The 26,025-nt window shown below is 35.1% G+C and carries 25 protein-coding genes, 1 pseudogene and 1 riboswitch; of the genes and pseudogenes, 6 read left to right on the plus strand and 20 right to left on the minus strand.

Annotated features, from left to right (window positions below; translation table 11 throughout):
* Window positions 1-107: 107 nt before the first annotated feature.
* The 8 genes from AC4BHA_RS17420 to AC4BHA_RS17455 form a co-directional block, all read right to left on the minus strand.
* Window positions 108-257, minus strand: coding sequence for a hypothetical protein (locus AC4BHA_RS17420; protein WP_490558976.1), 150 nt, complete (start codon window positions 255-257; stop codon window positions 108-110).
* Between the two features lie 322 nt (window positions 258-579).
* Entirely contained in the window at window positions 580-768 is a 189-nt protein-coding gene (locus AC4BHA_RS17425; protein ID WP_490558977.1) for a hypothetical protein, read from the minus strand.
* 171 nt (window positions 769-939) lie between these two features.
* Window positions 940-1,110 carry a hypothetical protein gene (locus AC4BHA_RS17430; RefSeq protein ID WP_490558978.1) on the minus strand — a complete coding sequence of 57 codons (171 nt, stop codon included), beginning with the start codon at window positions 1,108-1,110 and terminating at the stop codon, window positions 940-942.
* Between the two features lie 117 nt (window positions 1,111-1,227).
* Window positions 1,228-1,797, minus strand: coding sequence for a hypothetical protein (locus AC4BHA_RS17435; protein WP_490558979.1), 570 nt, complete (start codon window positions 1,795-1,797; stop codon window positions 1,228-1,230).
* A 132-nt stretch (window positions 1,798-1,929) separates the two neighbouring features.
* Entirely contained in the window at window positions 1,930-2,436 is a 507-nt protein-coding gene (locus AC4BHA_RS17440; protein WP_148630928.1) for an SMI1/KNR4 family protein, read from the minus strand.
* 283 nt (window positions 2,437-2,719) lie between these two features.
* Window positions 2,720-3,559, minus strand: coding sequence for a tyrosine-type recombinase/integrase (locus tag AC4BHA_RS17445; protein WP_490558980.1), 840 nt, complete (start codon window positions 3,557-3,559; stop codon window positions 2,720-2,722).
* Between the two features lie 110 nt (window positions 3,560-3,669).
* Complete coding sequence (locus AC4BHA_RS17450) at window positions 3,670-4,215, minus strand: GNAT family N-acetyltransferase (RefSeq protein WP_490558981.1); 546 nt, start codon at window positions 4,213-4,215, stop codon at window positions 3,670-3,672.
* Between the two features lie 200 nt (window positions 4,216-4,415).
* Window positions 4,416-4,949, minus strand: a complete 534-nt coding sequence (locus tag AC4BHA_RS17455) for a CDP-alcohol phosphatidyltransferase family protein (protein WP_490558982.1) — start codon at window positions 4,947-4,949, stop codon at window positions 4,416-4,418.
* A gap of 607 nt (window positions 4,950-5,556) precedes the next feature.
* On the opposite strand from AC4BHA_RS17455, the gene AC4BHA_RS17460 reads away from it, so the two are divergent.
* Complete coding sequence (locus AC4BHA_RS17460; protein ID WP_490558983.1) at window positions 5,557-5,790, plus strand: hypothetical protein; 234 nt, start codon at window positions 5,557-5,559, stop codon at window positions 5,788-5,790.
* A 320-nt stretch (window positions 5,791-6,110) separates the two neighbouring features.
* Here AC4BHA_RS17460 and AC4BHA_RS17465 read toward each other — a convergent pair whose 3' ends face one another.
* Together AC4BHA_RS17465 and AC4BHA_RS17470 are read right to left on the minus strand one after the other, a co-directional pair.
* Window positions 6,111-6,926 (minus strand): hypothetical protein, encoded by an 816-nt coding sequence (locus tag AC4BHA_RS17465; RefSeq protein ID WP_490558984.1) that lies wholly within the window; start codon window positions 6,924-6,926, stop codon window positions 6,111-6,113.
* Window positions 6,927-6,928: 2 nt separating this feature from the next.
* The gene (locus tag AC4BHA_RS17470; RefSeq protein ID WP_490558985.1) at window positions 6,929-7,369 is read right to left on the minus strand and encodes a hypothetical protein; all 441 of its coding nucleotides are present in this window, start codon (window positions 7,367-7,369) and stop codon (window positions 6,929-6,931) included.
* 646 nt (window positions 7,370-8,015) lie between these two features.
* Between AC4BHA_RS17470 and AC4BHA_RS17475 the strand changes: the two genes are divergently transcribed.
* Window positions 8,016-8,864, plus strand: a complete 849-nt coding sequence (locus AC4BHA_RS17475) for a DUF5677 domain-containing protein (RefSeq protein ID WP_490558986.1) — start codon at window positions 8,016-8,018, stop codon at window positions 8,862-8,864.
* 510 nt (window positions 8,865-9,374) lie between these two features.
* Here the strand turns inward: AC4BHA_RS17475 and AC4BHA_RS17480 are convergent.
* From AC4BHA_RS17480 to AC4BHA_RS17500, 5 genes are read right to left on the minus strand one after another with little or no spacing between them, the layout of a single operon-like run.
* On the minus strand, window positions 9,375-9,689 hold the full coding sequence (locus tag AC4BHA_RS17480; protein ID WP_490558987.1) for a hypothetical protein: 315 nt from the start codon (window positions 9,687-9,689) through the stop codon (window positions 9,375-9,377).
* 49 nt (window positions 9,690-9,738) lie between these two features.
* Complete coding sequence (locus AC4BHA_RS17485) at window positions 9,739-10,404, minus strand: hypothetical protein (protein WP_490558988.1); 666 nt, start codon at window positions 10,402-10,404, stop codon at window positions 9,739-9,741.
* Complete coding sequence (locus AC4BHA_RS17490) at window positions 10,382-12,052, minus strand: site-specific integrase (RefSeq protein WP_490558989.1); 1,671 nt, start codon at window positions 12,050-12,052, stop codon at window positions 10,382-10,384. The genes AC4BHA_RS17485 and AC4BHA_RS17490 overlap by 23 nt, the downstream gene beginning before the upstream one ends.
* A gap of 9 nt (window positions 12,053-12,061) precedes the next feature.
* Window positions 12,062-14,806, minus strand: a complete 2,745-nt coding sequence (locus AC4BHA_RS17495) for a hypothetical protein (protein WP_490558990.1) — start codon at window positions 14,804-14,806, stop codon at window positions 12,062-12,064.
* Window positions 14,806-16,167: a site-specific integrase gene (locus AC4BHA_RS17500; protein ID WP_490558991.1), complete on the minus strand. Its 1,362-nt coding sequence runs from the start codon at window positions 16,165-16,167 to the stop codon at window positions 14,806-14,808. The genes AC4BHA_RS17495 and AC4BHA_RS17500 overlap by 1 nt, the downstream gene beginning before the upstream one ends.
* A 315-nt stretch (window positions 16,168-16,482) precedes the next feature.
* On the opposite strand from AC4BHA_RS17500, the pseudogene AC4BHA_RS17505 reads away from it, so the two are divergent.
* From AC4BHA_RS17505 to AC4BHA_RS17515, 3 genes and pseudogenes are all read left to right on the plus strand, one after another.
* Window positions 16,483-17,163, plus strand: a pseudogene (locus tag AC4BHA_RS17505) (TIGR00266 family protein); the annotation flags it as partial.
* 548 nt (window positions 17,164-17,711) lie between these two features.
* Window positions 17,712-18,314, plus strand: coding sequence for a tetratricopeptide repeat protein (locus tag AC4BHA_RS17510; RefSeq protein WP_066102001.1), 603 nt, complete (start codon window positions 17,712-17,714; stop codon window positions 18,312-18,314).
* Window positions 18,315-18,499: 185 nt separating this feature from the next.
* On the plus strand, window positions 18,500-18,877 hold the full coding sequence (locus tag AC4BHA_RS17515) for a GtrA family protein (RefSeq protein ID WP_066102005.1): 378 nt from the start codon (window positions 18,500-18,502) through the stop codon (window positions 18,875-18,877).
* A 105-nt stretch (window positions 18,878-18,982) separates the two neighbouring features.
* Here the strand turns inward: AC4BHA_RS17515 and glpX are convergent, their stop codons facing one another.
* The 5 genes from glpX to AC4BHA_RS17540 form a co-directional block, all read right to left on the minus strand.
* Window positions 18,983-19,957, minus strand: a complete 975-nt coding sequence (glpX, locus tag AC4BHA_RS17520) for a class II fructose-bisphosphatase (protein WP_139891512.1) — start codon at window positions 19,955-19,957, stop codon at window positions 18,983-18,985.
* A 295-nt stretch (window positions 19,958-20,252) separates the two neighbouring features.
* Window positions 20,253-21,356, minus strand: a complete 1,104-nt coding sequence (locus tag AC4BHA_RS17525; RefSeq protein WP_490558992.1) for an iron-containing alcohol dehydrogenase family protein — start codon at window positions 21,354-21,356, stop codon at window positions 20,253-20,255.
* Window positions 21,357-21,560: 204 nt separating this feature from the next.
* Window positions 21,561-22,385 carry a MetQ/NlpA family ABC transporter substrate-binding protein gene (locus tag AC4BHA_RS17530; RefSeq protein ID WP_077247973.1) on the minus strand — a complete coding sequence of 275 codons (825 nt, stop codon included), beginning with the start codon at window positions 22,383-22,385 and terminating at the stop codon, window positions 21,561-21,563.
* 20 nt (window positions 22,386-22,405) lie between these two features.
* Complete coding sequence (locus AC4BHA_RS17535; RefSeq protein ID WP_066102014.1) at window positions 22,406-23,077, minus strand: methionine ABC transporter permease; 672 nt, start codon at window positions 23,075-23,077, stop codon at window positions 22,406-22,408.
* Window positions 23,067-24,080 (minus strand): methionine ABC transporter ATP-binding protein, encoded by a 1,014-nt coding sequence (locus AC4BHA_RS17540; RefSeq protein WP_139891514.1) that lies wholly within the window; start codon window positions 24,078-24,080, stop codon window positions 23,067-23,069. Before AC4BHA_RS17540 ends, AC4BHA_RS17535 begins: the two co-directional genes overlap by 11 nt.
* An 81-nt stretch (window positions 24,081-24,161) precedes the next feature.
* Window positions 24,162-24,268: riboswitch (SAM riboswitch) on the minus strand.
* Window positions 24,269-24,763: 495 nt separating this feature from the next.
* Between AC4BHA_RS17540 and AC4BHA_RS17545 the strand changes: the two genes are divergently transcribed.
* Entirely contained in the window at window positions 24,764-25,930 is a 1,167-nt protein-coding gene (locus tag AC4BHA_RS17545) for a pyridoxal phosphate-dependent aminotransferase (protein ID WP_139891515.1), read from the plus strand.
* Window positions 25,931-26,025: the final 95 nt, after the last annotated feature.

Raw genomic sequence — 26,025 nt, forward strand, 5'->3', positions numbered from 1 at the left:
AAGCGACAAAAAGAACTTTTTCCTGACTTCTAAATCTTGCATAATAATCCCCCTTAAAGCATTACTTTCCTTCTTCCACTAAACTGCCCCGTTAGTAAAAAGACATATTAATGTCTATCACGATTTTCCTTTAAAAGTTCTATGACTATAGCATTTTGTTTTTCAATCGACTTTAAGCTCTTTTCAATTGTACTTGTAGAGATAACTATCACAATTAGAATTGCTATTCCAACAAAGACCAATCCAATCTCCTCCATCCCAACCCTTTTTGTAACAGTTTACCATTTAAATCCCTTATAGAGCTTAACTGCCCCGTTTCTACAATAAGGAATTCAACAAAAAAGAGCATTAATCCTCCTTGATCAATGCCCCTTTTAGTTTAAGTGCAATTCTTCACGATTTATTTTAGGAAAAACTTACTTCCTATCCAACCGCCTAACAAAGTGGATAACCCAGCAATTATAGCTTTGGTAATGAGGAGGGTTACTCCCTTACCCAATGTCTTAGCAGCACTAAAGTAAGGTGATGTATTGTTAAAACCCTAATTATTTGTTTATTTTTACCATTAAAATAATGAGGCTATATCTTTTTCTTTTCCTTTCTCTCATCTACTACTGCCCTTACTATTGGCATTAAAAGTAGAATAAAGATAAGGAAAAGAGAAAAGTATTTTTTCTCAAGGTCAAAAGCCCAAATGACAAATACCGATATTAAGACAGCAACTGTATAAATAACCAAAACAATAGGATTAGATTTCCAAAATAACATCTCTTCACCCCTCTATAACAGCTCAAAGATACACATTTTTTATTAATTCTATATATTATTCATATTATCCTTCTTAAACTAACCTGCCTCATTAGCTGCATAAGAAGTTCAACAGAAAAGAGCATCAATCTTTCCTTGATCAATACCCTCGTTGGTTCAATTAGGAATATGTTATTTGTTAGACTTGGATACAAAATATGAGCTAGTACCCATTAGGCCGCCACCGACTATCGCAAGTGTAGTGCCGACCATAACCCAAAGCGTGGATAAAAAAGTGGATAAATAAATTCCTAACATTAATATGATTAAGCCAACACAAAACAAGATATGAACTTTTCTCAAACCCCCACCACCATTTCAATTAGCTAAAATAAACGATTTACTATTGAGCTAACCTGCCCTTTAGTAGCATAAGAAAAAAGAGCTGATCACAGCCCTTGATATGGAGTAATTCCCCCGTTAGTTCAATAAACAGGTTACTTTTTCTTCAGTCTTTCTAGAGAAATTATATAAATCCCCGTCATCAAATCCTGTTGCAAATACGATTTCTTTAGGAAATTTTGAAGGGTTATCGACCAAATATGTATTTGCAAAAGTAATAGTTGAAGAAATCGTTAGAAATAAACCTAAATAAAACTTATCATCCCAAAAATCATATAGGTCATTATACAGCATTATACTAGGGTATCTATCTTCAGGAAAATAATCATTATTACTTGTCCAATCATCATCATCAAATTCCCATTCTGTTGAACCTGTAATATAGAGTTGAATACCGGTCTCATTTTCAAAAAGACCAAAATTAAAGGCTTGAATACTCTCTTGTGCTTTCTCTTGCTCAAATAATTTGTTAAGCCAATTCTCAAATTGTTTATAGCCAGTAGATAGTTGATTTTTAAAGTTACTTAAATCTACTGTATTATCTATATTTCTTGCATACTTTTCGAGTATGTCATACCCATTTTTTAAAGTTGGGATTTCTTTTATTAAAGATTGTAACAATTCATCCACTTTTTCAATATCAGACATATCGCACCTTCTTGACCTTATAATGTTATATCTATTCCTTCGATTCTACAAAATATATCGTTTATCCCTTCCTGGATTAACGCCCGAATTGTTCCATATGTACTGAAGAAATATTTTGTAATTCACTTGATTTTAATATTCCAAGATTATGCCATTTCTAAAGAACTCCACAAAAGAGTCAGCTACTTTTGCTTTACCGTGCTTAAGAATTTCATCTGGATTGTTTCCTACATCGTGATATATTTGAAATACAGGTGGGTTTTCAGAATCAAAATTAATAAAATAGGGGTCTCCAGAACCCGTTGGATCTCCGCCTATGCAGACATAACCTCTTTCTAAAATTTGTATACCTTGATATGCTTCAAAAGAGTTATCTATCATATGAATCGGCTGATATATTTCTACATATTCTATCCCATCATAATCTTCTTCAGGTTCATATGCTTGCCAACCAATTTCCATATGAATTAATGGAAGTTCGGAAATTAATTTACAATACCAACTTGGAATCTTATCCCCAAATTTGTCATTCAAAAGTTGGATTTCTTCTCTTGTAGCTGTTCTTCCTAAATATTTTTCACCTAATTTTTTAGCTTTTTCAATGAAGTTTTCGGCTTCTTGAAAAATAATTTCCGACATATAATCACCTCAAAATTTTATACAGCAAAAGTTGCTGTTCTTAACGACTTGTTTATTTCTACTGTTGGAAATAAACAGGATCATATGTTTTAAATTCTTCACAGAACCCGGTTTAGCTCGTGACTAGTAAATGTTTATCTCTAAAAATATGATTTATAGGTAAATTATAACACCAGCTTACTTTAAGGGTAAATTGTTATTCAACTAACCTGCCCCTTTACTTCTATAAGAAATTCAACACAAAAAGACATTAATCCTTCTTGGACCAATGCCTCTATTCGTATCAGAAAAACTTTTTATATAATTCACGTCGCAGTGTCCCGCTTAAATAAGCGTAGATTTTAGTCGTTTCGCTTTTTTCGTGTCCCATCAAATTTTGAATAACTTCTAGTGGTGCACCATTATTCAATAAAGTAGTGGCATAACTATGTCTCAATTGATGGGGGTGAATGCTTTTATTAATGCCAGATCTTTTCGAAATCTGTTTTATGATATATCTCATTTGAGATATACTCATCCGATGGGGAGAACGGATGGTTACGAACAGTGCTTCTTGATTATCAGTTCTCTCATCCAAATACCTCTTCAACCAGATATCACATCTAGTGTTAAAGTAAACTTCTCTTTCTTTATTTCCTTTGCCTAAGACAATTACGGACTGATTAGAAAAATTGATGGACTGTCGATTCAAATGAACGGCTTCTCCAATCCTACAACCGGTTGAATACATAAATTCGAATAAAGCATTTTCCAATGTTGTATGACAAGCTTCTCTTAAATGCTCAATTTCTACTTCAGATAAAAACTTTGGTATTCGAATCTCCGATTTTGGTTCCTTGATTTTCGCGGCTGGATTACCATTTAGGACATTTTCATCTTGGGCCCATCTAAACAGCGATTTTATAAAACGTATCCTATGACTCAAACTAGCAGCCTTTAATTGATCAGCCACATTTCCAAGATAGAGCTTTAATGAATCAGTGGTAATTTCATCAAGTGATCGATCACCAAGATTCCGGATTAGCAAGTTTAATTGGATATTATATGCCTTTAAAGTCTGAGCTGAATATCCTTGAATCTGTTTATCAGCTTTATATAAATCCCACGCTTCAGATAGTATCATCCTATTACTCTCCTCATCTATTTTTATCAGTATAGACAAATAGAAAGGAAGTAATACTACAATTTACTTAAACGAATGCCCCCGTTAGTGGAATAAAGTTGTGTTTTAAGCTACTCCCATTCACTAGCCAAAAGACCATAAATTACGTGATCTACATAATGGTCATATAACCACTCTGCTTGTCTTATACGTCCTTCTTCCTTAAAACCAAATCTTTCTGGAAGTGCTCTACTCTTTTTATTTTCAACTGCGACTCTAACTTCAATTCGATTAAGTTTAAGGTCATTAAATCCGTAATCTATTAATGCTTTGAATGCTTTCGACATTATACCGTTGCCTTGGAATTCTTCACCTAACCAATAACCCACAACACCAATTTTATTAGCTTTATATATTTCATTGAAACCGATTGTACCTGCAATTTTGCCATTATATATAATTGCGAACGATTGGGGGTAACCACCATTCTCCATAAGTTCTTTACATCTTGATTGAATATTTTGTGCAGTATCTTCTACACTCTTTGTATAATCGAGCCAACCGAGCCACTCTTTTAAATAGGACTTAGAATTTATCGTTAAATCATAGAACTCACCAGCATCATCTTTATTAAACAATCTCAAAGAAACTTCATCATCCACCTTATGTATTAACATAATCCCCTAACCTCTTTCTTCTTTTTCTAGTAGCAAAGCATTGCTATATTGATTTTACCAAAATTTAATAAATTCACATTAAACACTATTAAGCTAAACTGCCCCGTTTCTACAATAAGGAATTCAACACTAAAAGGCATTAACCCTTCCTGGATCAACGCCCCCGTTTGTTTAAGTATATTCCTTCACAAATATGTATATTACTTATAAAAAATACTTCTCTTATTTGCTCTTAACACATTTGATGAAACATTAATTAGTATCTCCTCAAACGCTGCAAGACTAGCAATAGTACAGATAATATATACCAATATATTCGATTGAATGAAATACAACGATATTGGACACATAAATAGGACGAAACCTACAATTTTATTGCCATATGTATGGATTATTTCAAAAGTACGATACTTTATGAAGACTATTATTATTGAAATGACTTTTGTTACTCCTATAATAACCACCCAAACAATAATTTTATGGTTTAGATGAAAAAATGGAAATAGGACCAACATCAATACGATAGTCATTATTAGGTCAGCAATAGAATCAATTTTACTTCCTAAACTGCTTTCTGTATGCGTTTTCCTTGCGATATAGCCATCTAGAACATCCGTAATCCCACATAAAATATATACTAGCAAAAATAACATACTCAATGGTCTTATGAATAATATTGTGATAGACAAGAATATCCTCGCTATTGAGATATAATTTGCTATTCCTATAGGCATCAATTTACCACCTCATAAGTATTTCTCTAATATTTATTATACTATATGTAACTAACCTGCCCCGTTTCTACAATAAGAACTTCAATTCAAAAGGCATTAATCCTTATTAGACTAATGCCTCCCTAGTAAAGTAAGTTTAAATATGAGATTGATTAACTACTTAGGATTCTTAATTATTATTTTCCTCGTAACTAACAGTGCAACAGACACACTAATAACAGCTAAAACTCCAGAGACAGTTCTATTTATAATAACATCATCTGTAACAGGAAATATGGAATTGCTAATAAGGATAAGAATTATATATACTGCAATCGAAAAGAGCAAAACAATTAATGTATGTTTCATAAACACTCTCCTCTCAAATTTTCTACAGGTATTCCTAAAGATATGAATACCATACTAATTTCACCAAATTAATCCTTATTGAGCTAACCTGCCCCGTTAGCTGCATAAGGAAAAATATTAATATGAAAACCTTGAACTTCTGCTATTGCCCTCGTAGTTGAAGAAAGTTAAATATCATTTATTGGATGGATAACTGGTATAATATCAATTACTCAGAAGAGCTCCCTAAACAAACCACATAGCGAGGAGACAAGTTTTTATGAATAAATGCACTCACGCAAAATGCCTAAAAGATGTTCTGTTAGAAGGAACAGATATAATACTCTTCAAAAAAGATGAGGTATATAAAGTACAGTTCGACTACAAGGCACTACTTTATTATGCAGAGCCTGAATTTCAGGAAGACGCTGATTTTCTCCCTAGTGAATTCGCTATTTCTGCTGTTAGCCCGTACTTTCAATTTTTTAGATTAGATGATAATCAAAAAAAGTAAGGACGAACCTTGTTGCGTCCTTTTCCTACGTATAAACAGCTAAACAGATAAGGGTTCAAAACTGTATGGGACAACATAAAATCAATTCTCAAATATTGATAATTCGATGTTAGACAAGATTAATCCTTCTTCAGCTAAGCTGCCCCGTTTCTACTATAAGAAATCCAACACACAAAAAGGCATTAATCCTTCTTAGGATCAATGCTCAGATTATCCTCTGAAGTATAATTCTTCAGAGAAGAATCTTTTAAATGATAAATATAGTGATGGATATCATTTTATGCGAAAAGCAGCCTTTTCAATAAAACTACAAATTTTTTTTACACAGGCATTGGTAATTGACCTAAATATGAGATTAGGCGTTGGACATTAAGAGCAAATATTGTACCTTCTGCTGAAAGTTCATTAACAGATTTGAGTTTCTCTAAAGTTCTGCGAATCAGGCTTTTTCTTGGCTGCTCCCCATTTTGCGTGGCATCAGCAATGTCAGTTAGATCATCTAGAATATCTTCTTGTAATTCAACTTCTCCAATTGGATTCGCCTTTAACTCAGCAATAAGCGTTTGAATTACTTCTAGTATTTCATTATTGCTAGTTGTAGTGTTATTTTGAGTTGCTTGTACATCTCCGTGTTTAGCCATAATTAATTGCCCATTTGGACCTTGGTTAATTACAATACCACCTTGCTTCTCATTTAATCCCATTTCGATTTCCAGCTCCCTTAAATACCTATTTATACGAGTATAGAGAATTTGAGTAACTTCACGATTGAATTCTCGGATCATATCACGATATTTATTTGACGTTCCATATCCAAATGCAACGGTTGAATAAGTGATGTTGTTTTCACTAACATATTGTAGAAGTTGATAAATAAAAGCCACTTCTTCGCTATCATCAATTGGGATATCAAATTTTGTATTAAAATCCCTACCGTTCAATAATTCTTTTATAACAAAAGTTACATTATTATGTTTAACAATAAAATCATAAATTAAAGGTTCGTTATTTATGAATTGTAAAAACTTCTTTAAAGCTCTATCAGCCTCTACATTATTTGTTGCATTTAATAAAGTAGATGAAACTTCTCTATATTTTAAGCTAGTAATATTAAAGGCTTTATGGTCAATAATCATAGTTAGGAGACACCTCCGCAATAAGGACAATATGGTTTTATTGAATACGAAATTGGGTTTATTTTTATAACCCTATTACAGCAGTCCGTTTTAAGTAGTTCAAGATCATCTTTCTCATACAGGGTTGGTAAACTATCTTTTTTCAATGGCGTGGTTTTCACACGAAAGTTTTTTGAACCTTTTTTACTTATCCCTTTGAACATATCATTAATACTATCTTTAACTAGGTTTATTGCTTCAATTTCTGCTGCTTCAATTAAATTGTTAGAATAAAATTCACCAATGTTATCGTTTAATCCACAACTTGGACAATACATTATATCGCCTTCAAATTCTTCAAACTCATTCATTTCCAATTTAAACCGTTCACGACAATGCGGACAACTAAATGATACACAGTTATCCTCATCACTTGATTTTGAAACGGATGTATAATACTCCATTTTATATCTCTCCTTGACTATATCTTCTTTAAATTGACTATGCGAAAACATCTTTTTGATTTAAGAAGATGATTTTTTACTGGAACTGACTGCAATATCTTTAATCTATGATAATGTGATGATAAAGAGGTTGTACGATAAAAGGACTAATATATAGAATTGAAGTAAAAATTGATTTTTTGAAGTAATGTAATTAGTTAAATTATATCCCTTTATTACAAAAATTACCATAAAAAGGGGTGGTTTATTATCAATTAAACTGTCCATTTCCTTTATTCTGATTAAGTAATAGACCAGATTTATTAGCCACTTCTGAAATTTATCACTACATCTCTAGTAAGATTTAAACTAGCGTGGATGTTAGTTTAAGAAGAAATAAAATAAGACCACACATATTAGATATGTCTAATATGTGTGGTCTTATTTCCTAGTTTTTTGAAGTAAGTTATCTTTCTCTTATTCCACTAACCTGCCCCGTTAATTGAAGAAACCATATCCATTTAATGGTATCATAAAATTGATATTTCTCTCTTATTATTCAAAAGCAACAAACTTGGCGAAATCAGCCTAATAATAAGGATTTGCCCATCAATACGGAAGCGATAATAAGAACCTATACTAAAGAATGCATTGGGGATGACTAATAGTGGAAAACATTGAGTATAAAGAGCAACTTGATAAGTTTATTAATAAATTCATATTTAGATCTCGTGACTTTGTTGGGTATGCCGCCCACCTTTATGGATTTACAGAATTAATGATGACTGGTGAAAAGAACACTAAATTCACATATGATCACGAGTATTTTAACTTTACAAAGAGCACTAAAACATTAATTAGTATTAGAGAATTATTAAAGATAGGGAATAACGAAGATGTATTAATATTAATAAGAAGTATGTTTGAAAATTATTTGAGCAGCCGATATCTTAACGAGAATGAGGTTTTCATTGATCAATTGATTACGTTTCCTTTAAATCTTTTTACTGCGATATATAATGTGAATGAAAATGGAGAAATAATTGACCGATCTGGCGAAAAAGTTGGAGAATTAATAAATCCTAGTGGTTTTAAGACTGGAAAAGATAAATTATATTATTATAAGTTTTATGGTTTTCTATCTCCTTTTACTCATAGTAATTTTGGTATTGTTAACTATTACTTAGATGAACATTTAAGTTTTACAATTGAAAAAGAAAATTACCCATTACTTGTTAGATTTTTTGTATTGTTTGTTTTCACAAAAATTTTTGAGCATATTGTCACGGTTGAAGGAGAAGATTTTCCTGATCCGAGAACTGAAAAAGAGTGTTACAAACTTGTAGAAGATTCTATTAAGTTTCAAGATAAATTAATTCCTGTTCTTATTGATGAATTTAAGTCTAATGATGAAAATGTAAAATTCTACAATAAAAGAATGAGAGAAATGTTAAAAGAAATGAAAAAATCTCTTCGAGAAGAATTAGGAAGTGTAAAAAAGATCTTTTTAGATTAATCTAACCCAGTCAATATTTTTAAAATGATGGATAAATTTTGGATTTCTTCATTTTTCATTGTCATATATTTGATTTTTCCCTTATTATTCAAAAACAACAATCTAACGAAAACAGCCTATAAAAACTAGTTTACTTTTTTGTTTGCTAGAGTAATGAGCGAAACCAAAATCCAAAATAACCTCTCAAACAAGCCATTTTAGAGGTTGATTCTCTATCAGGTGCAAACACCTTACCCTTTCCTGAAAAACGCGAAAATGAGCCGTTTTAACAATAAAAAAAGCGACACAAATTAATGCGTCGCTTCTGGAAGCGAACCTCCAATGAATTTTCTAAAGAACCTACTTATATTTTATCCGTTATCGTAAAAAAATAAACTAAAAAAAACGACGTATAGATGTTATTTATACGTCGCCTGTGGTGACAACCACTAATGGAGCTACTGTCATTATCATTTTACCCAACTTTTCTATCCTAAGTCCAAAAATCCGACCCTAGAATAGGGAGCTAAATTAAATACAATCTGTCAAAGCCCAAGATTCACATCCCTTGCAAATGTGAATCGTCAATTCTCTTCCATCTTCACAATTCCACTTTTCTCTTGGAACATCGGTACAAGCTTGACTCAATTTTATTCTATATACATCTACGTCTTTTTCACAGAGACAATCAACATCACATTCTAAGCTATATTTATCTATAGTTGCTACATATCTTGCTTTTTTGAGATAGAGAAAAGTTACCCACCCAATTTCATAACCTGTTGGTTCCTCTTTGTCTCCATAAAGATAAATTAATTTCTTCTCATTCAATTTCTTTTTATCCATCTGGTATTACCTCCTGCTGTATTGACGCCTCTAGGTGTTTGATTTTAATTCACTTTCTAAATCTGCTTGATCTCTTCACGATAGGAACGACATTTTCTTCTTTGCGAAGGGGTTCGTCTTTTTGTTTTAAAAACTCCACAGGAGCGTCGAAGACGGTCTTCATTGCGTACTCTGTTTTGTCCTTAATGTCCTGATTAGGCGTTTCAGATAGGATTCTGTAGAGTCTATGTACTAAACCTTGCAGCTCATCATTGTTTTTCATAAGCTTTTGCTTGGCAGCTTTTTCATCATTCAAATTTCCCTCTAATAAGGCTACTTTCTTTTGTAACTTCTTTTCTCTATCTAATGTTAAATGGAATTGTTTCTCCATCTCCACTAAATGCAACAATAAATCATCTTTGTTTTTATACTTTTTCTCTACCAGATCAACTACGTTAGGTACGCTTATTTTATCTCCTTTGGATGTTATAAAGGATTCGCTAAACACGACGTTGGCCTGGTCTACTTCTACACGTCCAAGGCGTCCTTCTTTCCTCCAGAAGGCGTCAGAAGTTGAAGCAGATATAATGTTCTTTTCATATAATTCGTTAGCGAAACGGTGTATATCTGCGTATTTAATAAGCCCTGAGGGCTGCTCTTGCTCTTTAAAAAGCTTGATAACCTTTCTAACTTCGTCTAGGGTAAGTTTGCTCTTACGACCAGCTGTTTTTTTCATTAATCAACATTCCTTCCCCAATTTTGGAATACAGAAGAGCTAAATTTTTTATTTCATTTTGTAGTTTATTGGTTGTCGTTTTTATATCTGTAAATAGACTGGCATCCTTAACGGGCATTTCATTGTCCATAATAAGTCTGTTTATATTATAGGTAAGCGCCGTTAGCTCGTTTATCTTGCTCTTTCTAGAGGCAATGTCGGCTTTAATTTCTTCTTGTCTCTCTATAAATTCTTCTGGTGTAATGCCCCAATGAGAACAAAAATAACATTCCTTAGACTCGCAGCGCTGTAATTTATCTTTGCAGTATCCAATCTTAAGTTTTATCTTGCAATCTCCTTCGGAATTGTAGACTTTAAGCTTAACGTCGTTAGGGATAAAACTAGGCGATGTTGAACGCTTCGTTGATTGCTTTGCTTTCGTCATCAACTTAAAGACTTCACAATCAACCCAATGTTCTGTATGCCCACTGTAATGGTACTGTGCGCTAATCGTTTGGTGCCCACCTAATCTAGCGATTTCTAAAGGTGTGTACCCTTGCATCATTAGTGAAACAAATGCCAAGTGTCGAGTGTCGTTAGGCCGGACTCTGTCTTCCACCGGGATGTAACAATGGTACTCTTGTTCCATTACCCTATAAAAGTAATGGATTAGGCTTTTTAACGCACTAATAGAAAATTCGTTATGATCTCGCTTTATTGCCTTTTGTGGTCTGACATAAATAAGTGTTTTATACGAGATTAATGTATTTGTTTTACCAAATGACTCTGTGATTTCTTTATAATCATTAATCAAATCATACATTTCTTCATCAAGAAGTAGTTTATCGGGAACTTGAACTCGATTACTATTATTATTGTTTTTTCTTCTTGTTAGTTTAAGATAACGTGTTTTTTCAATAAAACAATCACGTTCTATCAAGCAAAATTCAGTTGGTCTCATTGGAATTATATTTGTTAATCGCCACCATATAACCAAAGGGTATATAACGAACAATTCCTTTTCCGTTTCTCCTGCTCGTGAGAGTGTCAATAACTTCTCGAAATGTTGCTCAAGATAATAAGAAAAAGATAGAATAGCCGAAAAGGGTGGCAATGTTCTTATGTTTGCTTCTCTAGAGATCTTTTCTCGTAATTCAGCAAGTCTGGGAACATATACTTCGGAAATCTTCAATTCAGTAAAATCAAAAAAGTTACATATGGAGATAATGTAGTCACACTTAGTTTTGGTCGAGAAATCACTGTATTCAATATAGTTTAATAAGGCATCCATTTCAGTTTTTTGGAAACCTTTTGATTGCTTGTATGCGATTGAAAAGTACGAGAAATGATTTGACCAAGCAGTTTGAGAGTTTGATATATGACCGATGATCCAACACTTAACCATCACTTTAAATTCAATCGTCAATACACTGTTGAAAATTGAAGAATCAAATATCGTAAAGTCCAATTTTCGCTGAAGGGATTGGTAATCAGTCTTAGTTACAGTCCAAATATCTTCATCAAAATCATTTAATATTCTTCCTTTGTTTTTAAGGTCGCTGAATTGTTCTTTTGCCTCGCTAACGCTGACTTCTGGGTTGAATTGCTCGTTTGAAAAAACATCTAAATCAATTTGTTCGATATCCAAATCATTAGCATATAAATTCATTTTGTTCTCCTAACTTAAGAATAGTGGGGTGTATGTTAAGTATTTTTCGAAATCTTCTTCGGCGTCCATATTGTCTAACAGATCTAATAAACTGTTATATTCGTCTTTTCCACCTGCAAAAAACTTGAATACTTCATCTTTACCAAACTTTTGGATTGCTCGTTCAAAATTATCCATCTCAATGTATAAAAAGTTCAGAAGTCGTGTCTTTTCACCTTCAAAACAAGTCGGATCATATTCGTCAACGAATTCTTTAATGGTTGTTTTTATACTTTCGGCCATTGCAGTTAACGCATAAAAGTTAGGGATTGCATAAGGACAAGACTTACAACTATCGAGTTCAGGCTTTTGGCAACCTTGTTCTGAAACAAGACACTGTATATGTTCTTCACAGCTAGGTAAGGAATTAACGTTTAAATCAAACATTAAATCAGATACTTCGTCGATCCCCATCTTGAATATTTTGTCTGCCACAAGTTGTCTTTCAGCCATAACTTTATTAATAAAACCAGCACTCGACTCAATCTTGTATATATCACCGAATTTTTTGCTGAGTTTTATTATGTTCTGGGTCTCCTCTTCGTAATTTTCAGGTTGCCCCATTAGGATGCTCGATAATAAACTAGGGATGTAACCGAACTGCTTTCGGCTAAATAGGTTCTTGCATAATTTGTCTAGTTCCTCTTGAGGAACTTGTAGATAAATGTTTGTTACCTCTATGTCTGAATGAGCTCTTAATTTTTGAGCTAGTTTCAAAGCTGCGCTTCCTTTTCCTTTCTGAACAAGGACGGAATAAATCAATACTAATACGGTACGACACATCTTAAGATTTTGAAAAATGAAGGATTCTGAAGTCTCGAATTCTTTGAAAAAGCACGTGTATGCTTTAGTTTTAGGTTTAAAATGGTTTACCGCTGTGCCGAAATCGATTAGAGGTGATTGTTCAACAACCAATGGCTTATTTTCAGCTATTATTGCGCATATTACGGCAGCTGTTGCTACCGGGAGTATTAAATCATCTGCTATGCGAAAGTCGATGTTAGCACCGGTTTTATTAGCGATATAACTCTTTTTAATTAATTGGTTAACAATACTATTGGCTTCTTCAAAAGATAAATCGCTTTCTCTTAGTGCTTCTAACGTATTGGTGTTAATTTCATTCAAGTCAATTGTAGAGATGTTGAGTATATCGGTATGCCGCCAGGCATTGGTCAAATGTATCAATACGTATAACCAAGCAGAAGAGTAATGGTATCCTGTCTTTCTGTTTTTCAATAGTTTTTCAGCTTCCAAGATGGCTTTGTTTTTATGTTTCATATCTGCGGCGTAGTCGTAAAGGTTAATATACTCATCGTAGGAGTAAACTTCTTTAGGTCTAACCTTAACTTCGCGTTCATTCGGATTAGTCAACTTAGTGGTATCATAAATTTTATGTTTACCACCTTTGATAGTGGCGATATATTGCATCGTTCCGGCGAACTCAATTAAAAAGCTATAAAGAAATTGTTGGTCGCCGTTAGTAACTAGATTGGAGAAGCAATTTAAATTGATTTCATTTGAATAAAAAGAATATAACTCTTTTTCCCTAGTAAATTGAGTTAGTAATTCCGTACATCTAACCAAACGATTTACGATATCTCTTTTGTGTAATCTTGAACCTTCAGCCAATTTTATCTTGGTATGGCAATATTCATACCATTTTTTTGCGGTCACTGGGCTCTTCTTCGAGAATTCTAATTGTTTTATGCCTAATATTTCATAAAATGCTTCGATTGGTTCGTTTTCGAAAGCTTGGTCGATTAATTGTTGCTCCGTTCTCTTGTTTTTGTATTCATATACTTCTTTGATGGAGTAGACAGATGTTTTTGAACCTTCGACTGCGACCAACATTAATGTTGTCGATTGAACAGCTTTTATTTTTTCAGGTAACTGCGCCAACTCCAGGATTTTTAAAGCATCTTCCAATGAGCAAAATTCATCTCTAATTTTTTGCATTCTTACTAACAAAGCATCGATTTCACTTTTTAAAAAGTGAATTCTGACTTTTATATAGATTGGGGTTAGGTTTTCTTCTTTTCTTATCTTACGAAGACTGTAATCTGTTGTCCTTAATTTCTCAAGCGTTTCCGTGAACGTATAAACCTCCGACCTGGGAAGGGGATTGAAGAATTTTTCTGCGTCCTCTTTTAAAAAGAAATGTCCAACATTTTTGCAAAAGTCTTTTCGAACAATGTTATTCTTTTTTACAATTGAAGCTATGTCATCATAATTGAGATTATATTTTTTATATACTTCAGAAATATCTATATGAGTTTCAAGGAATTGGTTGAGCTGTTTCTTATTTATGTATATCTGAGTTCCTTTGAATGGCTTTTCAAAATACTCGAAGTCAATACCTTCGGCATTACAAAACGCGATAAGGCTGTTAAGAACTTCGTTTTTTCGTTTTTTACCAGCTAAAGGGTTAGAACCCTTAAATCCGATTAAAATTAGAGCTTCCTTGTCTTTGATGTAGTTGCACTCTAATTCGGATAGATAATTCAGAAACCCATCTAACTGTTCCTTTTTTACATATGTTATTGTTTGACCAATCTGTTTGGTCCTCGTATCAAGGTATCCTTCAGCTAAAAAGTTTTTAAACCCTGATCTTGAAAGAGCAATAGCTCCATATTTACCACTTGTCAAAACTTGATTGAGAGTCATCCAGTCATCTATATTGGGATCAATAGTAAGGTATTTTTTTAAGCTATTCATCACTTGCGTCCCTTTCTAAATTGTTTTGTAAATTCTTCTGGGATAATACCTAATTTTTCAACGGGATACTTTTTAAATTCGTTCACAGCTTCTTGTATCTGTTTAGCAGAAAGGCGCTCATCCACATAAGCCAATGCGGAATTAATATTCCTATCGCCCCTAGCGATGGCTATTTGAGTAACGCTTAATCCCATATCTATTAGAGTATTGGTAAAAACTCCTCTTCCGATATGAGTGCTCCAAATAGCACTTGATATATCTTTATACTCCGGTTGGCCAATTAACGATTTAAGAAAGGCTTTTTTAACCTTTGAGAATCGCCTTTCGTATACCTTTCCTGACATTGGAAATCCGTTCCCATCAACGAAGAGGGCACTTGTATTTTCAAGCTTTCCCTTGCGGTTCAGTATATCTAATGTTTTCATATGTTGATCATAAACATCCCACACCAAATTATCATCCAATATTGTTTGTTGTGCTAATTCTCGATTAAGATAGGCTAATCTCTTCGGGTTTTCAAACTTTGTATCTTTAAGTCGAGAGAATAACTTATTTCGATTATCCTTTACTTGAACACACATTGATTCTCTATAGTTAATGATTAATTCAGCTCTCGTAAGGTTGACAACTTCTCCTGTTCTTAAACCACCATAAAACTGAAAGCATAATCCAAGAGCTATTTCAGGAGCAACATCTCTAGCTAAACCTATAAAATGCGCCGTCAATTCTCTTCTTCTGTCCCCGAAGTCCTTTAGTTTCGGAGGCCTTTCTTTTATTGTTTCTCGCGAAGGGAGGCGAGTAGACAGTTTAGGGTCTCTAAAAATAGACTTGTATCCTTTAAAACGCTTGCCCTTAAAGGTAAAGTTGACTTCCACTATATTAAATTCCTCATTGGTTAACCCCATTTCCTTTAGATAAACATAGAACCGAGTAAGATACTGTTCGTATTGATGTACAGTGCTTCTTTGTAACCCACTACTAAGAGTTAAACTAGTTATATACTTGCTACCGTGAATTCTTTTTAAGCCACTAATACCTGATTCTTTAAGGTCAGTAAAGAGCTCGTCTCCAGCTTGAATCTTATCAAAAATAAAATTTAGAAACCTGCAAACAATTTGTGCTGGTACTGCTTGTGTATTTATTGCACCACCATAATATTCATAGATTGTCCTTATAAAATTAGATAATGGATGTGGATATACTATATTTGTTTCTTTATCTAAAATCCCAATCGTAACAACCTTTATATCCCTCATTTCCCCTCTAATCACTTCATTTATTGCTATTTCTCTGCTAACAAACTTATATCTTGAAAGAGTGTTATGCTCACTCATTAACAAGTCCTCTTGCATCGTACTCATAAGTAAGACCTCCTTAACTCTTGTGTTGGCTGAGAAGCACCCCAATATCTTAATATCTATTTCTATCAATTAAAATCCTTTAAAGACTTGAAACTATATTCTAAATTCTCTGTTGTCTTACCTCAGACCGAGGCTATGTCCCCTATAAACAACTACTAAATATCTCTATATTTATTGTATCAATATATTATTTATTTAGTCCAATAATGAACATTATGGGCTATTCTATATATCCCTAACAAAAGCAATAATACCAAGTTATTATTTGGTCTTATTCCTCTTCATTTGTTATTTAGGACATAGTTATACCTATAAATGATGGATGAGCAGATTCAAATGGAAACCATTTTCGGTGACGGTTCTTCTTCCCAATCTGGAATGATGGGCAAATTATTCAGTGCCGGAAAAAGAGTCCTGACTGGAGAAAGTTTATTTATGACCACCTTTACAAATGAAGGAACTCAAAAAAAGCATGTATCTTTTGCTTCTCCATATCCGGGAAAGATCGTTCCTTTGGATTTAAGTGAATTGGATGGAAAGGTAATCTGCCAGAAGGACTCCTTTTTAGCAGCTGCGAAGGGTGTATCAGTAGGTATAGAATTCCAGAAAAAAATTGGGGCTGGCTTTTTTGGCGGTGAGGGATTTATCATGCAAAAACTCGAGGGTGATGGGATGGCTTTCGTGCATGCCGGAGGGACATTACATCAAAAAGTATTAGCTCCAGGAGAAAAAATACGAGTAGATACCGGCTGTATCGTTGCAATGACCAGAAATGTCGATTACGATATTGAATTTGCCAAAGGTATTAAAACCGCGTTATTTGGCGGAGAGGGTCTGTTTTTTGCTACATTGCAGGGTCCTGGAACAGTCTGGGTTCAATCACTCCCCTTCAGCCGCCTTGCAAGCAGAGTGTTTTCCGCTATGCCGTCTAGAGGCGGGTCAAGCGATGAAGGCAGTGTAGCAAAAGGTCTTTTCGATATGTTTGGTGGAAAATAGAAGAATAGCAAATTAGTAGCCCAATAGAAAAGTCTATTGGGCTTTTTTTGTTTTATCCCCTATTCATTTGAATTATATGGTAATTTAAAGTAAAGGGAATATTTTCATAGTCTCTAATCCATAAATTGCTTCCAAAAAATACGCACTTCAATCCCTTTACAATCACGTTTTTAAGTCCTTATTTTCGGGACAACTCCTCTCCCACATAGGAGGTGTTATAACTTCCGTAATTTTACCTGTCATTATTCTTGAGCAAACCCGTTCTATAGCAATGGGTAGAGTAATCTCCATTAATTCCTTACTCTTTATCAGTATCCTTTCTTTTTTCAGTATCCTTGTTAATAGATTGAATCGTGTCTAACTTATCCTGCTTGTCGGTTTGGCTGTGAAACGATTCATATGGCTCTAAGTATAGCTATTTTAAAATCGTGTTTCTTACATTCCAGCACAATGAAGTTCGCATTTTTAATTAAATTAGGAAAGATGAAAACAGGAATAACATGTTATAATTATATTAATATAATAAATTTTCTGAAAGGTGATGCTATATGAGTATCTTGAATAAGTTTCACCATACCAACCCAACTGAAGAACTTTTATATAAAGCACTTAATGCTGATGAAAACACAGAAACGGATACAATTATTAAGCTTTTAGAAACCGCCCTGCAATCCATCTCGGGTAAAATGCCAAAGAGGGTCAGTAAAATGGTGTTTCCTGCTACAATCCTTTTGGCTGATCAATATATAAAAGTGAATAACCTGCAAAAAGCTAGAGATACATATGAAGCAGCCTTATCACTGGCTAAAACAGACATGGATAAAATGCGTGTTCATGAATCAATCGGGAAGATGAATTACTTACTTAATGATTTTGAAAAATCAGCAAGCCATTATCTTAAGTCCCTGCACTATGCCGCTAAGTACACACCTAAAGATGCGATAAAAAATGTCCACTCCCATTTATTGCATCAACTAGGTCACGTATTACTCGATAACCATCGTTCTGTTACGGAGGAACAAAAAAAGCAAGCTGATGAGTTTCAAAAATATTTACTGAATCAACCTAACTCCTATAACTTAACAAAATTAAATTTTTATCGGGATATTGGAATGGATTGGTGGAAAGAGTTTCATCTATTTAACCAGTAACTAAGTAAGACCGCGAATGACCATTTCCGGTCTTACTTCTTTTTATATCCATATAGTAATCAGTCATTTACTTCGCATCTATCACTAATAACCCTTATCCATTTTTATGGAATATTTTAGCTGACTGTTAAATTGAGTATAATAAGAGAACCTAGAAAAAAAGCGAAGAAAGCTGGTTGTACTCGATGATTTTATTTGAAAAGGAATTTTGGAAATTTAATATGGTTGGCATTGTAAATACAATCAACTATTATATTTTGTATTTACTTTTTAAAGAAGTGTTTCAGATGAACTATATGACTGCCCATTTACTTGGTTTTTTTATCAGTATGATTGGCTCCTTTTATCTGAATTCCTATTTTACCTATCGAACGAAACCAACTTTAAAAAAATTCCTTCAATTCCCATTAACCTATGTCGTTAATATCTTAGTGTCCACGCTTGCCATTTATATTTTAGTCCAGTTGCTTTCCATACATGATAATATAGCACCTATAATCGCTACTATTATTGCGATTCCTTTTACCTTTTTACTCTCAAAAATGATTCTTGCAAAGGATTAATTTAATTCGGGATTAAGATTTGAAAGTATTGATCAACCTTGAAATAAAAAAATCCTATAAAAGCATATCATCACTGCTTTTATAGGATTTTATTTTTAGAAAGCATTAATGGTGGTGTGTATGGATAAATTTTGTATTTCTTGTATTTGCGCCTACCAGTAACAAGGAGTGGGTACTCATTTTCCCGCTTGGTAACTTCCTGACTCCATTCAAAAACATACCGTCGGTGATTGCCGTTGCAGAAAATAAACAATCATCTGTACGAATAATTTCATCCAGCTCGAAAATTTTAGTTGGATTTTCAATACCCATTTGTACACATCGGTTATATTCTTCATGATTCATAGGAACTAGCTGCCCCTGAAAATCTCCTCCCAGACATTTTAGTGCAGTTGCAGTGATGACACCCTCTGGAGCTCCGCCTGTACCGACAAGCATATCAATATCCATTCCATCGATTCCAGTTGCTATAGCGCCCGTTATATCAACATCAGAGAATAACTTCAACTTCGCTCCCAGTTCGAGAACCTGTGCCATTAAAGTACTATGCCTGTCGCGGTCCTGAATCATAATGGTCAATTCTCTTACATCTTTTCCAAGGGCCTTCGCAACTGATTGCATATTCTCTTTTAAGGAGGCATTTATATTAATACATCCTTTTGCATTTGGCCCAACTGCGATCTTTTTCATATACATATCAGGAGCATGAAGCATGCTTCCACTTTTCGCAGCAGCCAACACAGCCATTGAATGATTTTTCCCTTTAGACATTAACGTCGTACCTTCCACCGGATCAACAGCTATATCAATTGCCGGACCGTTCCCATTCCCCAGCATTTCATTGATATAAAGCATTGGCGCTTCATCCATTTCTCCTTCACCAATTACGACTCTTCCACACATATCGATTGTATTTAAATGATGCCTCATAGCCCTTGTCCCTGCACCATCTGCTTCAATCTTATTTCCCTTTCCTATCCAGGGATATGAAGCAATAGCTGCCTGTTGAGTAACATGTAGCAGATCTTCTGCAATTTGCTGTACGGTGTGTTTCTTACTCGCATACTTGGTGAATTCCATAATCAACTTCCTTCGTTTAATAGTAAATTTCCCTATCCATTTTAGGGTTCATTTATACAAATAAACAAGTTTATAATTTTGGTAATAAACTATGCAGCCAGATAAGCATTTTAATTAGGAAAAAACAACTTTATTTACATGTAAAGATAAGGCTGTTTTCATAAACATTATTGCTAACGACTAATAAAAAAAGTAGACAGCTTTTTAACTGTCTACTAAGAAACCTGCACAATCAACTAATCCTAAAACACCTTCTAATTCCTAGAGTGGATGATGACCGTTTATGTAAACAACTTTAGCAAGATTTCTCACTCTCACAAACAAATTGCTCCAACTTCTGAATTGCTTCCACTACCCTCTCAGCTGTAACCAATCCAATTGACATTACATGAATCGACTCACCCGTAACTGTTGCTTTTTCAGCAACCTCAGCAATCAGCGCTTCCGTTATATCTTCCACACCTAAATCTGTTAAGGATAATGGAAGGCCCAACTCCTCATAAAACAGTCGAAGCTCTTCAATTTCTGTCCATTTGTCTTCCAGCACTAGCTGAACTAAAATGCCATATGCCACCTTATCACCATGCAAGGCGTGATGAGTTTCTTCAAGTACCGTTAAACCATTGTGAATCGAATGAGCGCCAGCAATTCGACCGTAATAATCACCATAGCCCCCAACCATGCCACCAAACATAATAATCGTTTCCACTACTTTGACGAAATCATCATTTACTTCCCCAGCCTTTGCAGCTTCAACAGCTCCACGGGCGAATTTTAGCAATAAATCCTTACATTCTCTTGCAGCAAAATGAGCAATTTGCAGTGGAACAGTCTTATTATCAATTACAGCCATCTGTACATCCGCTTCGTACCATTTCGCAAGAGTATCTCCAATACCGGCAATTAACATTTCTATTGGAGCATCAACTAAAATTTGCGGCTCCACTAGCACCAGACTGGTACAAACCGGATATATATCATAACGAATGAAAGCTCCGGAATCATCATATATAACGCTTAAAGGCGTCCATGGCGAACAATTAGATGCCAATGTCGGAATGAGAATGGACTGCCTTTCAGTCGCATCGCAAACCGCCTTAACAAGATCGAGTATCTTTCCGCCTCCGACACCTATTACCGCATCCAATGAATGATGCTTGACCAGCTTAGTAACCGCCTCGATTTCGGCAAATGAGCACTCGCCTCCGTACGTATATTCTTCCAATTCTACCTCTGCCATTTGCGGCCAATACGGCTTTACTGCCTCCCAGGACTTTTTGCCACGAACCACAAGAACTCTGCAGAGATTGCGTTCCAGCAGCTTAGCTTCCAATAAATCTAAAGCGTTATCTTTCAAAATATATTCACTTGGAGCACCATGAACTGAAAAAACAGTCATTTTCATCACTCATTTCTATTTGCTGTTAAAAACATTAATAAAGTGGGAAGTGTTATCTTTATATATTCTGTATGTCTAACCTTACACCCGCCATGCTCCTTCTATGGTTTTGTATTGTTTACGAATTAGTTGTTTAATCTAAGGGATATACAGCCTTAGTATTTATACATAAAACAAAGAGAGAACTGAGGACATTTTTTCTTATTATTTCATCCATTCAGGCTTGCCGAAGCCGACAAATTCTTCATCGATTATTTTTTCGAATTCATCAGATTCTACCACTGATAAAATATCCTTAGCTAGCTGTGAATCATCATTATTAGCCTTTACAGCCACTAAATTTCGATATGGATCAAGCATATTCTCAAGCGCTAATGCACTTAATAAGTCCATATCTGCAGCTAATGCGAAGTTTCCTGGTACTGCTGATAAATCTGCACTGTCAATAGATCGAGGTAGCTGTCCTGACTCTAGCGGCTGGAATTTTAAGTTTTTCTTGTTTTCGATTATGTCCTTTTCAGAAACTTTAAGGGGTTCTGCATTTTCATCTACTACAATTAATCCTTCATCTTGAAGTGTATTGAATGCGCGAGCTGCATTTACCGGATCATTCGGAATTGTAATCGTCGCTCCGTCCTTCACTTCATCCAAAGATTTATACGTGTTTGAATAAATACCCATCGGCGCAGTCGGTACTTTAATTAACCCTGTCAAATCCATGCTGTTCTCTTTTTCAAAGTTTTCCAAGTAAATAGTATGCTGAAAAAGGTTCGCATCAATATCTCCACCATCTAACGCTTTATTCGGTTGAATATAATCACTGAACTCCACCACTTCTACTTTGTATCCCAATTCTTCCAAGCCTGGCTTGATTGCTTTCGTTGCCATATCACTATAAGGACCAGAAGTAGCTCCAATTTTAATATCCTTTGACTCTGAGCTTGCATCCTCAATGCTTTCATTGCCGCTGCAAGCTGCCAATGTACCTACCACTAAGAATAAAATAAATGCTGTTAACCCCTTTTTCATGAAATAATTCCCCTTTTCTATTATCTTTTATCTATAACTTTTGCGATGAAATCACCGGCAAGTTGGATAACCTGAACCAATACGATTAAAATAATAACAGTTGCAATCATAATGGTATTATCATAGCGATAATACCCATAGCGAATCGCTAAATCACCAATACCGCCACCACCGACCGTTCCTGCCATAGCAGAAAACCCAATCAAGCTAATTAATGTAAGTGTAATACCCGAAATGATACCTGATCTCGCTTCGAGCAATAGTACTTCCTTAATAATCATCCACGGTGTCGCACCAGCTGCTATCGCGGCTTCAATAACACCTTTATCAATTTCTCGTAAAGACGTTTCAACGATTCTCGCAAAAAACGGAATAGCTGCGACTGACAGCGATACGCTAGCAGCTGTTGGTCCAATCGTTGTCTTTACAACAAATTCGGTCAATGGCATAAGAGCAACCAATAAAATAATAAATGGTATTGATCGGACCAAATTGACGACAAATCCTAATATCCTCTGAACCGTTTTGTTTTCCCAAAATAAACCCTTTTCTGTCACATATAATAGAATTCCAACTGGTAAACCAATCACGATTGCGACAGCTAAAGAAATGGAAATCATGTAAATCGTCTGCAAAAATGCTGTGTTAATTTCAGGAATAAGCTCTATAAAGTGGTTGAAATCAAAGCCCATGTTGGAACACCTCCACTTCTGCCTCTCGACTTTCTATATAAGATATCGCTTTATTAATCTCTTCCTTCTGTCCGCGAAGCTCCATGATAAAAATACCTAAAGGCAATTCCTGAATATATTCAATTGAGCCATGAAGAAAATTGCCTTTTACATTAAATTGCTGAAGCGTATCCGATATGACTCCCTCACCGGCAACCGTTCCCCTAAACGTCACCTTGACAATCGGACCCTTGCAACTTTGGTAAATAGCGTCAGGTATATCGAACGAAACAACACTGTTAATGAATTCCTTCGTAAGATCGGCATGGGGTTTAGCAAAAATATCATACACCGAGCCTTCCTCAATGACCTTGCCATCCTGCATAATCGCCATTCGATTACAAATTTCCTTTACTACATTCATCTCATGTGTAATCAACACAATCGTAATATTGAGCTCCTTATTGATTTTTTTCAACAAATTCAATATTGATTTCGTTGTCGTCGGATCTAGTGCTGAAGTCGCCTCATCACAAAGGAGTACTGTCGGGTTATTCGCCAACGCCCTTGCAATCGCTACACGCTGCTTCTGTCCCCCACTTAGCTGCGAAGGATACACTTCACGCTTTTCAGCTAATCCGACCATTTTCAACAGTTCTTCTACTCGGTCTTGTATTTGAGTCTGCGGCACTTTTGCTGCCTTTAAAGAAAAAGCTATATTTTCAAAAACTGTTTTCTGGCTAATAAGATAAAAGTGCTGAAAAATCATCCCGATTTTTAAGCGTGCATGACGCAATTGCTTGCTTCTCAACTTAGCCAGATCAATTCCATCAACTGTGATATTTCCCGATGTTGGACGCTCCAACAAATTAATACAGCGTAGCAGCGAGCTTTTACCTGCTCCTGAGTACCCGACAATCCCGAATATCTCGCCTTTTTTAATTGTTAAGGAAACGTTGTCAACTCCATTTACTATACCGCTTTTAGTTTTGTAAATCTTATTAACATTCTGAATTTTTATCATATGCCAACCTCTATCTCTACACATTTTTTGAAACAAAAATGCCCCTCTCATCTGAAAGGGGCATCGAAATACATCTATCTCGACTTATCTTTCAGAATGTAATACATTCTGCAGGAATTGGCACCTTCCCTATTAAGGGGGTTGCCGGACGTCATAGGGCCTAGTCCCTCGGTCGCTCTCGATAAGCTATAGCTTTATTTGATTTGTTTATGATATTACAGACTTCAGAATAGTCTGTCAACAAAAACCTTTTTGACGTAAACTGTTGAACCGCTTTCATCATTGCAATTTCAATAAAATATTCCAATCCACATACATCGGATTAAAAAACTCCCCATTCTTCTTCGTAGGGCTGAACTGACGATAATGTAAAACTCTACATTTTCGCAAGCCGACTGAATAACACTTTCATCGCTCACTATTTTCATCTGCCAAACAAGCTCATTTAATGTATAGTCTCCACATTTCACATTTTCCGAAAAACAATCATTTCTGAAAAAGCTACCACACCCACTTCATCAAACGTTCCCCTATAATCTATGACTCAGCAAATCTAATAACCATTTACTACCGCTATATTCAAATTCTTTCAGCTCACTATAGACATTTCTAAATAAAGGTTATAGAATTTTATCTATTATTTAAATATTCAAAACTATATTCTCTTCGTAAAGGTGAATTATATGACATATTCAGAACGCTTAAAAAAACTGCCAGTCCAATTTTTTGCAACACTTGTCCTAAAAGTTAACAGCGCTATAGCTGAAGGCAGAGACATTATTAATCTCGGACAAGGAAATCCTGATCAACCTACTCCTGCGCATATCGTCAAAGCCCTGCAAGTGGCGGCTGAAGATGCACAAACTCATAAATATTCTCCATTTCGGGGTTTGGAAGAGTTGAAAGAAGCGGCAGCACAATTTTATCACAAGCAATATGGCGTCGAGGTTGACCCTAAAACTGAAGTTGCCATCCTTTTTGGAACGAAGGCCGGACTAGTTGAGCTACCAATGTGCTTGCTCAACGATGGAGAGCTAATGCTCTTGCCAGACCCAGGCTATCCCGACTATTTATCTGGAGCTGTATTAGCAAACGTAAACTATGAAACTTTTCCACTAACAAAAGATAATCAATTTTTGCCGGATTATGAAAGCATCCCTTTAGAACAAAGGACCCATGCAAAGCTAATGTATTTAAACTACCCAAATAATCCTACCGGAGCTACCGCAGATCATGCTTTTTTTGAAAAAACAGTATCATTTGCAAAAGAAAATAACATTACCGTACTTCATGATTTTGCCTATGGAGCTATTGGCTTTGATGGACAAAAACCTATCAGTTTTCTTGAAACGGAGGGTGCAAAAGAAGTCGGCATTGAAATGTACACACTCTCGAAAACTTACAATATGGCAGGCTGGCGTGTTGGCTTTGCTATCGGAAACCCAGCTATCATCGAAGCACTCAATCTCATTCAAGATCATCTTTACGTCAGCCTCTTCCCTGCTGTACAAAAAGCGGCAATCGCAGCCTTGACAGGGGAGCAATCCTGCGTAGAAGAGCTTATCGAACGCTATGAACGACGACGAAATTCCCTCATTGGCGCTTGCAATAAAATCGGCTGGAAAGTCGAAGCCCCAACTGGTTCATTCTTTGCTTGGCTTCCTGTCCCTGCCGGTTTCAAGAGCGAGAGCTTTGCTGATTATTTGCTTGAAAAAGCAGATGTAGCCGTTGCAGCAGGAAAAGGCTTTGGTGAATACGGAGAAGGCTACATTCGTGTCGGCTTATTAGTAGACGAAGACCGGCTAATAGAAGCTATTGAACGTATTGGAAAGCTAGGAATATTCACTTAAACAACTGCGGTATTGAACTGCTCCCTGTCTAGTAAACAATGAATATAATAAAAGCAGAACCCTGAATTCTAAGGGGTTCTGCCGCTCAATCTCTA

It is taken from the genome of Pradoshia sp. Z3_51 (assembly GCF_058215915.1).

Coding starts and splice junctions, on each gene's coding strand:
- AC4BHA_RS17420 (WP_490558976.1), bottom strand. CDS start 257: ATGGAGGAGATTGGATTGGTCTTTGTTGGAATAGCAATTCTAATTGTG.
- AC4BHA_RS17425 (WP_490558977.1), bottom strand. CDS start 768: ATGTTATTTTGGAAATCTAATCCTATTGTTTTGGTTATTTATACAGTT.
- AC4BHA_RS17435 (WP_490558979.1), bottom strand. CDS start 1,797: ATGTCTGATATTGAAAAAGTGGATGAATTGTTACAATCTTTAATAAAA.
- AC4BHA_RS17440 (WP_148630928.1), bottom strand. CDS start 2,436: ATGTCGGAAATTATTTTTCAAGAAGCCGAAAACTTCATTGAAAAAGCT.
- AC4BHA_RS17445 (WP_490558980.1), bottom strand. CDS start 3,559: ATGATACTATCTGAAGCGTGGGATTTATATAAAGCTGATAAACAGATT.
- AC4BHA_RS17450 (WP_490558981.1), bottom strand. CDS start 4,215: ATGTTAATACATAAGGTGGATGATGAAGTTTCTTTGAGATTGTTTAAT.
- AC4BHA_RS17455 (WP_490558982.1), bottom strand. CDS start 4,949: ATGCCTATAGGAATAGCAAATTATATCTCAATAGCGAGGATATTCTTG.
- AC4BHA_RS17460 (WP_490558983.1), top strand. CDS start 5,557: ATGAATAAATGCACTCACGCAAAATGCCTAAAAGATGTTCTGTTAGAA.
- AC4BHA_RS17465 (WP_490558984.1), bottom strand. CDS start 6,926: ATGATTATTGACCATAAAGCCTTTAATATTACTAGCTTAAAATATAGA.
- AC4BHA_RS17470 (WP_490558985.1), bottom strand. CDS start 7,369: ATGGAGTATTATACATCCGTTTCAAAATCAAGTGATGAGGATAACTGT.
- AC4BHA_RS17480 (WP_490558987.1), bottom strand. CDS start 9,689: ATGGATAAAAAGAAATTGAATGAGAAGAAATTAATTTATCTTTATGGA.
- AC4BHA_RS17485 (WP_490558988.1), bottom strand. CDS start 10,404: ATGAAAAAAACAGCTGGTCGTAAGAGCAAACTTACCCTAGACGAAGTT.
- AC4BHA_RS17490 (WP_490558989.1), bottom strand. CDS start 12,052: ATGAATTTATATGCTAATGATTTGGATATCGAACAAATTGATTTAGAT.
- AC4BHA_RS17495 (WP_490558990.1), bottom strand. CDS start 14,806: ATGAATAGCTTAAAAAAATACCTTACTATTGATCCCAATATAGATGAC.
- AC4BHA_RS17500 (WP_490558991.1), bottom strand. CDS start 16,167: ATGAGTACGATGCAAGAGGACTTGTTAATGAGTGAGCATAACACTCTT.
- AC4BHA_RS17510 (WP_066102001.1), top strand. CDS start 17,712: ATGAGTATCTTGAATAAGTTTCACCATACCAACCCAACTGAAGAACTT.
- AC4BHA_RS17515 (WP_066102005.1), top strand. CDS start 18,500: ATGATTTTATTTGAAAAGGAATTTTGGAAATTTAATATGGTTGGCATT.
- glpX (WP_139891512.1), bottom strand. CDS start 19,957: ATGGAATTCACCAAGTATGCGAGTAAGAAACACACCGTACAGCAAATT.
- AC4BHA_RS17525 (WP_490558992.1), bottom strand. CDS start 21,356: ATGACTGTTTTTTCAGTTCATGGTGCTCCAAGTGAATATATTTTGAAA.
- AC4BHA_RS17530 (WP_077247973.1), bottom strand. CDS start 22,385: ATGAAAAAGGGGTTAACAGCATTTATTTTATTCTTAGTGGTAGGTACA.
- AC4BHA_RS17535 (WP_066102014.1), bottom strand. CDS start 23,077: ATGGGCTTTGATTTCAACCACTTTATAGAGCTTATTCCTGAAATTAAC.
- AC4BHA_RS17540 (WP_139891514.1), bottom strand. CDS start 24,080: ATGATAAAAATTCAGAATGTTAATAAGATTTACAAAACTAAAAGCGGT.
- AC4BHA_RS17545 (WP_139891515.1), top strand. CDS start 24,764: ATGACATATTCAGAACGCTTAAAAAAACTGCCAGTCCAATTTTTTGCA.